This window comes from Bartonella sp. AA23NXGY (genome assembly GCF_042197165.1).
Classification (GTDB): Bacteria; Pseudomonadota; Alphaproteobacteria; order Rhizobiales; family Rhizobiaceae; genus Bartonella.
This window is the reverse complement of record NZ_JBHIRO010000028.1, coordinates 1-8,553: the sequence shown is the minus strand read 5'-3', so window position 1 is coordinate 8,553 and position 8,553 is coordinate 1. Positions and strand designations below refer to the sequence as shown.

General features: G+C 40.7%; 12 protein-coding genes and 2 pseudogenes. All 14 read left to right on the top strand.

What is annotated here, in order from left to right; genetic code table 11:
• A pseudogene (locus ACFINY_RS08905) lies at positions 1-1,188 on the top strand (transporter); the annotation flags it as partial.
• Entirely contained in the window at positions 1,185-1,961 is a 777-nt protein-coding gene (locus ACFINY_RS08900) for a type IV secretion system protein (RefSeq protein WP_375701021.1), read from the top strand. The pseudogene ACFINY_RS08905 and the gene ACFINY_RS08900, both read left to right, overlap by 4 nt.
• 24 nt (positions 1,962-1,985) lie before the next feature.
• The gene (locus ACFINY_RS08895) at positions 1,986-2,258 is read left to right on the top strand and encodes an EexN family lipoprotein (RefSeq protein ID WP_375662847.1); all 273 of its coding nucleotides are present in this window, start codon (positions 1,986-1,988) and stop codon (positions 2,256-2,258) included.
• 2 nt (positions 2,259-2,260) lie between these two features.
• Entirely contained in the window at positions 2,261-2,536 is a 276-nt protein-coding gene (locus ACFINY_RS08890) for an EexN family lipoprotein (RefSeq protein ID WP_375635553.1), read from the top strand.
• A gap of 2 nt (positions 2,537-2,538) precedes the next feature.
• Positions 2,539-2,943 (top strand): EexN family lipoprotein, encoded by a 405-nt coding sequence (locus tag ACFINY_RS08885; RefSeq protein WP_375701020.1) that lies wholly within the window; start codon positions 2,539-2,541, stop codon positions 2,941-2,943.
• 290 nt (positions 2,944-3,233) lie between these two features.
• Positions 3,234-3,590, top strand: coding sequence for an EexN family lipoprotein (locus tag ACFINY_RS08880; protein ID WP_375701019.1), 357 nt, complete (start codon positions 3,234-3,236; stop codon positions 3,588-3,590).
• 26 nt (positions 3,591-3,616) lie between these two features.
• Positions 3,617-3,820, top strand: a complete 204-nt coding sequence (locus ACFINY_RS08875; RefSeq protein WP_375701018.1) for a hypothetical protein — start codon at positions 3,617-3,619, stop codon at positions 3,818-3,820.
• 64 nt (positions 3,821-3,884) lie between these two features.
• Positions 3,885-4,319, top strand: a complete 435-nt coding sequence (locus ACFINY_RS08870) for an EexN family lipoprotein (protein ID WP_375610259.1) — start codon at positions 3,885-3,887, stop codon at positions 4,317-4,319.
• A gap of 46 nt (positions 4,320-4,365) precedes the next feature.
• A complete protein-coding gene (locus ACFINY_RS08865; protein ID WP_375610260.1) occupies positions 4,366-5,262 on the top strand; it encodes a type IV secretion system protein in 897 nt (298 codons plus the stop codon).
• Positions 5,263-5,268: 6 nt separating this feature from the next.
• Positions 5,269-5,556, top strand: coding sequence for a type IV secretion protein VblB7 (locus ACFINY_RS08860; protein ID WP_375632018.1), 288 nt, complete (start codon positions 5,269-5,271; stop codon positions 5,554-5,556).
• The gene (locus ACFINY_RS08855) at positions 5,553-6,224 is read left to right on the top strand and encodes a virB8 family protein (protein WP_375701017.1); all 672 of its coding nucleotides are present in this window, start codon (positions 5,553-5,555) and stop codon (positions 6,222-6,224) included. The genes ACFINY_RS08860 and ACFINY_RS08855 overlap by 4 nt, the downstream gene beginning before the upstream one ends.
• A gap of 2 nt (positions 6,225-6,226) precedes the next feature.
• Entirely contained in the window at positions 6,227-7,078 is an 852-nt protein-coding gene (gene virB9, locus ACFINY_RS08850) for a P-type conjugative transfer protein VirB9 (protein WP_375638287.1), read from the top strand.
• Positions 7,079-7,105: 27 nt separating this feature from the next.
• Complete coding sequence (virB10, locus tag ACFINY_RS08845; protein WP_375701016.1) at positions 7,106-8,284, top strand: type IV secretion system protein VirB10; 1,179 nt, start codon at positions 7,106-7,108, stop codon at positions 8,282-8,284.
• 17 nt (positions 8,285-8,301) lie between these two features.
• Positions 8,302-8,553: pseudogene (locus ACFINY_RS08840) on the top strand (P-type DNA transfer ATPase VirB11); the annotation flags it as partial.

Below are 8,553 nucleotides of genomic sequence, written 5' to 3'. Positions count from 1 at the left end.
CCTTTTCATTCTTTTCCGGTTGGAAAAATAGATGGCAATGTGTGGGGACCAGCGGTAGCCTTGATGAAAACCTCTGCTGGTTCACCGTTTTATTTTAACTTTCACTTTGGAGATTTAGGCAATACGTTTGTTTGTGGTCCCTCTGGTTCTGGGAAAACGGTTATTGTTAATTTTCTTTTAGCACAACTTCAAAAGCATGATCCCAATATGGTCTTTTTTGATAAAGATCGGGGCGCAGAACTTTTTGTGAGGGCTGGTGGTGGCACTTATATGCCCTTGAAGAATGGTAGACCGACAGGCATAGCACCGCTAAAAGGCTTAGACTATAACAATCCAGCAGATAGAGTTTTTTTACGCCAATGGATTATAAAGCTTGTTTCTTCTGAAGATCAAAAGATCAGTGAATCAGAAAGACAAGATATTTCTGCTGCTGTTGACCAACTTGCCTTGTTGCCAAAAGAACAACGGACAATATCGGCCTTACAAATGTTTTTTGACACCACGCACAGGGAGGGGATAGCGGGTCGTTTAGAAAGATGGTGTAAAGGCAATGCCTTAGGGTGGGTTTTTGACAATCCTGATGACGACATTGGCATTGATGCAAAATTTATTGGTTATGACATGACGGATTTTTTAGACAATAATGAAATTCGTCCCCCATTAATGATGTATCTTTTTCATAGGATTTTGTCTCTGATTGATGGGCGTCGTATTATCATTGTCATTGATGAGTTTTGGAAAGCCTTAGAGGATGATTCCTTTAAAGCCTTTGCGCAAGACAGGCTGAAAACTATCCGTAAACAAAATGGTTTGATGTTGTTTGCAACGCAATCTCCCAAAGATGCGATCAATTCGACCATTGCCCACACCATTATAGAGCAATGTCCAACACAAATTTATTTTCCCAATCAAAAGGGCAATCATGGGGATTATGTAGAAGGTTTTAAATTATCGGACAGAGAATTTAACCTGATACAATCAGAATTAAGCCGTGAGTCACGGCGTTTTCTCATCAAACAAGGACAAAGTTCAGTTGTAGCAGAACTGAATTTACGCGGCTTTGATGATGAAATAGCCATTTTAAGTGGCACCACCAAGAATATTGAACTCCTAGAGACCATTATGGATGAAGTTGGACAATCTCCAGAAAAATGGCTTCCTATTTTTCAAGAAAGGTCAAAGCAATGAAAAAACTTTTATTGGCAACAGCTCTTTGCGCAATTTCTTTTGGACCTCAAGCAAATGCATTTGGAGGTGGTCCCTTTGATTATAAAATACTGCTGGAAAATATAGAGCAAGCCAAAAGATTGAGAGAACAAGTTGCAAAAGCAGAACAACAAATTCAACAAGGTGCACAACAGCTTGAGCAATTAAAGAGCCAACTCGATCAAGCGAAACAGTTATATAACTCCTTAAATGTCAAGCCTGACATTTCGGGATTGAAAGAGATGTTTAACAAGCAAGGGAGCAGTGGCGCCCTTCCTTCTGACTTTAACCACTTTCAACAATCAATGGGCAGTGGTGGCGGTGGCGGTGGCGGCGGCGGTGGCGGCAGCAAAAACACGCAAAAATGGCAAGAAGAACTTAAATACAAAGAGCCCTCAGGGGGTGCTGGATCAAAAGAGGCAGCAGATGCTTTTTACGCACAAGAAGTGAAAAAAGCCGAACAGGACACGGTAGGACAGGCAGCCAAAGGCCAAGACGTCTACGAAGAAGCCAGTGAAACACAAAAAACCATTAACAAGCTCCTTGACGAACTTGGAAGTACTAAAGATTCGGGTAAAATTCAAGGCATTCAAGCACAATTATCAGCAATACAAGCAAAACTCCAAACACAAGTTCTCCAAATGCAAGCCGCCGCGATGATTCAACAAGCGGAATACAAAGCTGCCGAACAACGAGCTTACGAAGAATTTGCAGCGCGATATGCAGATTATGCCAAAAAACTCGGTGGTCAATAAACGGGAGAAAAGAGGGGCTTAAATATGAACAAGATCATCATAACAACATTGCTACTTTGCACAGGGCTGATCACCACTGGATGTGAAAAAACCCATAGCGTAGAAGAATTTAAGAAAGATCACAAATTATACGAAAAATGGAAAATGAAATGTATGACATCAGGGGATCTCGATTCGCAAAATTGTAAAAACGCAGAGCAAGCTTATCGTGAGAGTCTTCCAACATGGGGATGGGGGAGAACTGGCTCAACAAATGACGATAAACAAGAATCTGAAAAGAAACAGGACAGTCATTAATCATGAATAAAGTTCTCATAACAACATTGCTACTTTGCACAGGGCTCATCACGGCTGGATGTGAAAAAACCTACAGCGTAGCAGAATTTAAAAAAGATAAAAAATTGATGGAAGAGTGGAATGCTAAATGTGGATTCGCAGGAACTGCCAAAAATTGTGAAAACCTAAGATTAGCACAACTTGAACTTCAAAAGGAATATTACCATAACCTTGCAAATGAACTTCTTGAAGATAATCAAGAACAAAAAGAGTCCGAAAAACAACAGGACAGTCATTAATCATGAATAAAGTTCTCATAACAACATTGCTACTTTGCACTGGAATTATCGCTGCTGGATGTGAAAAAACCTATAGCGTTGCAGAATTTAAAAAAAATCCAACGTTGATGGAAGAGTGGATTGCTAAATGTGGATTAGCAGGAACTTCAAAAAATTGTGAAACCCTAAGATTAGCACAACTTGAACTTGAAAAGGAATATGAAGCAAAAGCTGAAGAAAGAGCCCGTAAAGATCAAGAAAAATTTGATAAAGTAATGGAAAAAGCTAGAGCTAAAATGAAGGCCGATCTTGCAAAAATGAGAGCTGAGAATGAAAAGTTCCGAGCTGAACAAGAAGCAAAAGAACGCGCTGAAGAAGAACGAAGAGCAAAAGAGCGCGCGGCAGAAGAACAACAAAATAACCATTAAATTATAAAAATACACAACGAATAGCGGAACATCTAAATGGCAGTAGAAAGCAACGGCATATTCACTAAGATAGACAATATGTTGATGAATCCCATTACAAAAACAATGGATAACATCTATTGCGCTTTAGCTGCTCAACTTAAAGAACCTTACAGAATGTACAATATATTTATGGCAACATTATGTCTGTGCCCTAGATTTATCATCACTGGTTATAAAAAACCAGAACATAGCATAATTTAAAAATTGTGCTCAAAACTCAAAAACTGAAAGAAAGAAGGGGAAATACTATGAATAAAGTTCTCATAACAACATTGCTACTTTGCACAGGGCTCATCACCGCTGGATGTGAAAAAACCTATAGCGTAGCAGAATTTAAAAAAAATCCAAAATTATTTGATGAATGGGTCACGAGATGTGGAGGGATAGGAACTTCAAAAAATTGTGAAAACCTAAGAGTAGCAGGCGCTGAACTTGAGAAAGAACGTCGGGCAGAGATTGATGAACATAATCGCAAAATAGATGAAGAATTTAAAGCTAAAATGAAGGCTAAACTTGAAAAAATTGAAGCTGACACTAATAGATTGCGAGCCGAAAGAGAAGCAGAAGAACGCGCTAAAGCTGAACAACAACAAAATAACCATTAAGACACAATGAAGAGCGGAGCATCTCAATGGCAGTAGAAAGAAAAGGCATATTTTCTTATATCGACAATATGTTAATGAATCCCATTACAAAAACAATGGATAGCACCATTACACATCGCTATTGCGCTTTAGCTGCTCAACTTAAAGAGCTTTGTACACTCTATAGTATATTTATGGCAACATTATGTCTTTGCCCTAGATTTATCATCACTGGTTATAAAAACCGATAACACAAGCATAATTTAAAGATTGTGCTCAAACCTCAAAAACTGAAAGAAAGAAGGGGAAATATCTATGAATAAAGTTCTCATAACAACATTGCTACTTGGCACTGGAATTATCGCTGCTGGATGTGAAAAAACCTATAGCGTTGCAGAATTTAAAAAAGATAAAACATTGATGGAAGAGTGGAATGCTAAATGTGGATTCGCAGGAACTGCAAAAAATTGTGAAAACTTAAGATTAGCACAACTTGAACTTGAAAAGGAATATGAAGCAAAAGCTGAAGAAAGAGCGCGTGAACGCGAAGAAGAAGATCGTAAAGCAATGGAAAGATTTCGAGCAAAAATGGAAGCTAGACATAAAAGAATGCAAGCTGAACTAGAAAAACTAGAAAAAAGAAACGCTGAAGAAAAAGCAAAAGAACAAGCCGAAAGAGAAGCAGAAGAGCGCGCTAAAGCCGAAAGAGAAGCTAAAGAACGAGCTGAACAGAACCACGATAATAATTGAATCAGAAATAATCGTATTTGCAAAAATTAGATAGAATGGACGTGCAATGACATTCGAAAAAGTAGCTTACTTTACCACGGCAGAGAATATGTTAATGGAACCTATCATGCAAATAATGACTGACTCCATTAAAAACCTTTCATCGGGTTTAAGTACTCCGCTCAAAGCATCTTGTACAATCTACATTATATTTATGGGGTACAATATCATCTCAGGGCGTTCTTCCATGCCCTTATGGGAATTTATAGTGACAGCTTTCAAACTTGGCATCATTGTTTCACTCGCCACAAACGCTGCTCTTTATAATGAGTGGGTCGGGGATTTATTTTTCAATAGTCTGCCGAATGCCATTGCACATGCCACACAAGGTACAATACACTCAGATAAAAATGTATGGGATGATCTGATAAATAAAGCTTGTTCACATATTTTAAATTCAACAAAATCTGCATCATGGCTTGCACTGGGGGCGTATCTTGTTTCATGGATTTATGCTTCATTGTGTTACACAATTGCTATAATTTTTTGCCTAATTGGTTTTATCGTCACACTGTTTGCTAAGCTGGGTTTATTTCTTGTCATATCAGTAGGACCGCTCTTCATAAGCCTCTATATGTTTTCCTCAACAAGGCGTTTTACAGAAGCATGGTTAGGACAAGTTGCAAACTTCATCATTTTACAGGTATTAGTCATCTTGCTTGGTAGTATGTATATCGAACTTGCAATGAATGTCTTTTCAAAAGACATTAAAGATTTCGTGTTAGCCTACGGCGAATTCTTCGTGGTTGGCGTTGGTGGTATTTTTCTTTTCTTCAATTTACCTGGCATGGCTTCCGCTTTAGCCTCTGGGGGGGCTTCCCTTACAGGCTCAGGAGGAGCTAAAACGATAACGAACGGTGCAAAAAAATTAGCATCACTAATAGCACAATTAGCAAAGGCCTAAGTTAAAATGCGGGAATTTAAAAAAATTGGGATTATCTTACCATTTCTCTTTCTCAGTGGCTGTGTGTCTTCACCAAACACACTGAAGTCACTCCCAAAGTGTGATGGATATTCTAAACGTCCACTCAACAGATCAATGTGGAATTGGGAAGGGAAAAAACCCACGCCCACACCCATTATCATCAGTAACAACACCCCTTCACCCCTAAAAGAAGGGAAGCTGGAAATGCTTCTGGCACAAAAATTAACGGATGAAGAAATCAAATCTTACAAAAATTGCGGGCAAAAAGCATGAAAGAAAAAGATATAGAACAATACATTGCTGAAGCACGCTCGTTTGATCAAGATCGCATGCTCGCCTCACGCCGCACCACCCGCGTCTCGCTTGCCATTGCCGGCATCGCAGTTGCTGTTGCAATAATGTCTTCTCTCGCGGTCATCACCCTCACACCCCTTAAAACCGTGGAACCTTTTGTCATCCGTGTAGACAATTCAACCGGCATCACCGAAGTTGTGGAAGCCTTAAAAGAAGGTCCCACCAATGTCGACGAAGCAATCACACGCTACTTTGCTGCAAAATATGTCCGCTCTCGTGAAGGCTTCACCACAGAAGAAACACAACACAACTTCCAAACCGTCTCCCTCCTCTCTTCTTCAGAAGAACAGGAAAGATTTGCCAGCTGGTATGGAGCAAGAAATCCCCAAAGTCCTCAAATTCTCTATAAACACGCCGCTGTTACAATAACAATAAAATCAATCTCCTTTATCAATGACGATGTTGCCCAAGTGCGTTACTACAGAACCATTCATGACAACGACAAAAACAAAGAATTCATCACCCACTGGGTTGCAACACTTACCTTTGAATACATCAATGCCCCTATCTCTGTCCAAAACCGTTTGATAAATCCTCTAGGGTTTATTGTTAGTGAATATAGAACCGATCCGGAAGTGGTCAACTGATCATGACAAAAAAAATTCTTTTTCTCATTCTTAACATCGCTATTACCCTTTCTTTAACGCCTAGCCATGCCAGTATTTTTCCCACCCGTGCGCCAAGCGATAGCCGCATTCGCTTTATCAACTATGATGCCTATAATGTCACAAAAATTATTGGCTCCATACGCTCATCGGTACAAATAGAATTTTCTCCCAATGAAGAAATTGCCCATGTGGCAATTGGCAACAGCGTTGCATGGGAAGTCGCCCCCGCTGGCAATATTCTTTTCCTTAAAGCGCGGGAAGTCCAACCCATTACCAATCTCCAAGTCGTCACCACAAAGCTTGATGGCTCAAAGCGCTCCTATCAATTTGAACTGATGGTCAAAGATGGAGAAATTTCCTCTGGACAAGAAACATATTTCCTTGTGAAATTTCGCTACCCACAAGAAGAAGCAGAACAAAGAAGACTCGCAGCCCTTATGCGACAAGAAAAACAACAAGCCCAGCGTATCGATAATGTCTTCAACGCTTCTGAAACCTACGGACCTCGCAATTGGGCTTACACCGCTCAGGGCTCTATCACTCTTGAACCCTCCTCCGTTTATGACAATGGCAAAACAACAACATTTACATTTCCAGACAACCAAGAAGTCCCTGCCATTTACATTGTCAGCAATGACGGTACAGAATCGCTGGTTCCCAAAACCACAAGAGGCAACATGGTGATTGTCCATGCCATTAGCGCACGCTTCACCCTAAGACAGGGAAAAAACGTCCTATGCGTCTTTAACGAAGCCTATCAACCAAAAGGCACAAATCCAAATACCGGAACAACCTCACCATCTGTTGAACGTAAAATTGCATCAGATCTTTAAATAAGCGGGAATTGAAGGGGACAACACATGAGTGATAAACCAATCATCGAAGATCGCGGATCTATTGGGGATGGCAAAAACAATAGCGCCAAAACCGCCGGCAAAAAAATAGTTGTCGCAATAGCCTGTATAGGAATCTGCGGCTATGTGCTCTGGAACATCTTATCCACCCCCACAGAACAAAAAGACACCGCAAAAGCTCATAAAAAACAAGCACAAAACTTTCACAATTCCCTCGCCCCTTTAGAGCTCGCGCCCTCTGACCCGCGTGCAAACATAGCGCCAATAACCTTACCACCCCCACAACCACTCGCACAAGAACCCAAAAAAGATGACCCATTACTTGATGCCGCAAGACGTGCCCCTGTTCTCGCTTTTGCCAAAGGCTCTAAATCTCAATTAAAAGACATCGTCAACACGACTCTCAACCCCTTTGAAAAATTCCATGCCCTTGAAAATCTCGCGAATGCGCAAAATTCTCCTGCCCTTCAAGACACACAAAATTTTGCAACCCTATTAAAGCCTACCAAAACAGAAGAAGCAAAAGCAAAAGCAAAACTCATCGGCAATAGAAACTTTATCATCGCCATGGGAACCTCTATTCCCTGTATCTTAGAAACCGCATTAAACAGTGAGCAACCAGGCTTTGCAAGCTGCATCATCAACCGTGATATCCTCTCTGACAATGGGCGCGTTGTTTTGCTTGATAAAGGAACCCAAGTGATTGGCGAATACCGCGGAGGGATAAAACAAGGTCAATCTCGCCTCTTTGTACTCTGGACAAGAGCAAAAACCCCAACCGGTGTCATCATCGACCTTGCCTCACCCGCAACCGACAGTTTAGGCAGAGCCGGTTTTGATGGCAACATCAACACCCATTGGTGGGAACGCTTTGGCTCTTCCCTTTTACTCACCGTTATTGATGGTGCCACAACAGTTTTAACAAATAAAATAGTAGGCAATTCCAATAAAGAAGGTTCAAACAACTCTGGAGGCGGCGGTTTTGAAGGCGCAAACAACACTGGAAAAGAGGCCGCCAGTATTGCTCTTGAAAATCAAATCAACATCCCTCCTACCCTAGAAAAATTTCAAGGCGAACTCGTCAACATTTTCGTAGCAAAAGATCTCGATTTTTCCTCTGTCTATAAACTAGTCGTAAAGAGCAAAAGAAACCGCTCTACTCCCGGCTATTCCTTTTTTCATTAAGCCAATAAAGTCACATTATGCCATCAGCAAAAAATGCAGAACGCGCCTCCATCGTCTTAACAAAATTAAAGATCTTAGATGACTTCCTCAATAATGACAATTTATTTGAAATTGTCATCAATCGCCCTGGCGAAGTAATCGTTGAGGGTCCCAATGGTTGGCAAACCCACATCTTAAAAGAGCTAACCTACAGCGAACTAGAAGGGATTGCAAAAGTTGTTGCTGCCTACACAACACAAAAAATCAGTGTAGAAAACCCCGTTCTCTCC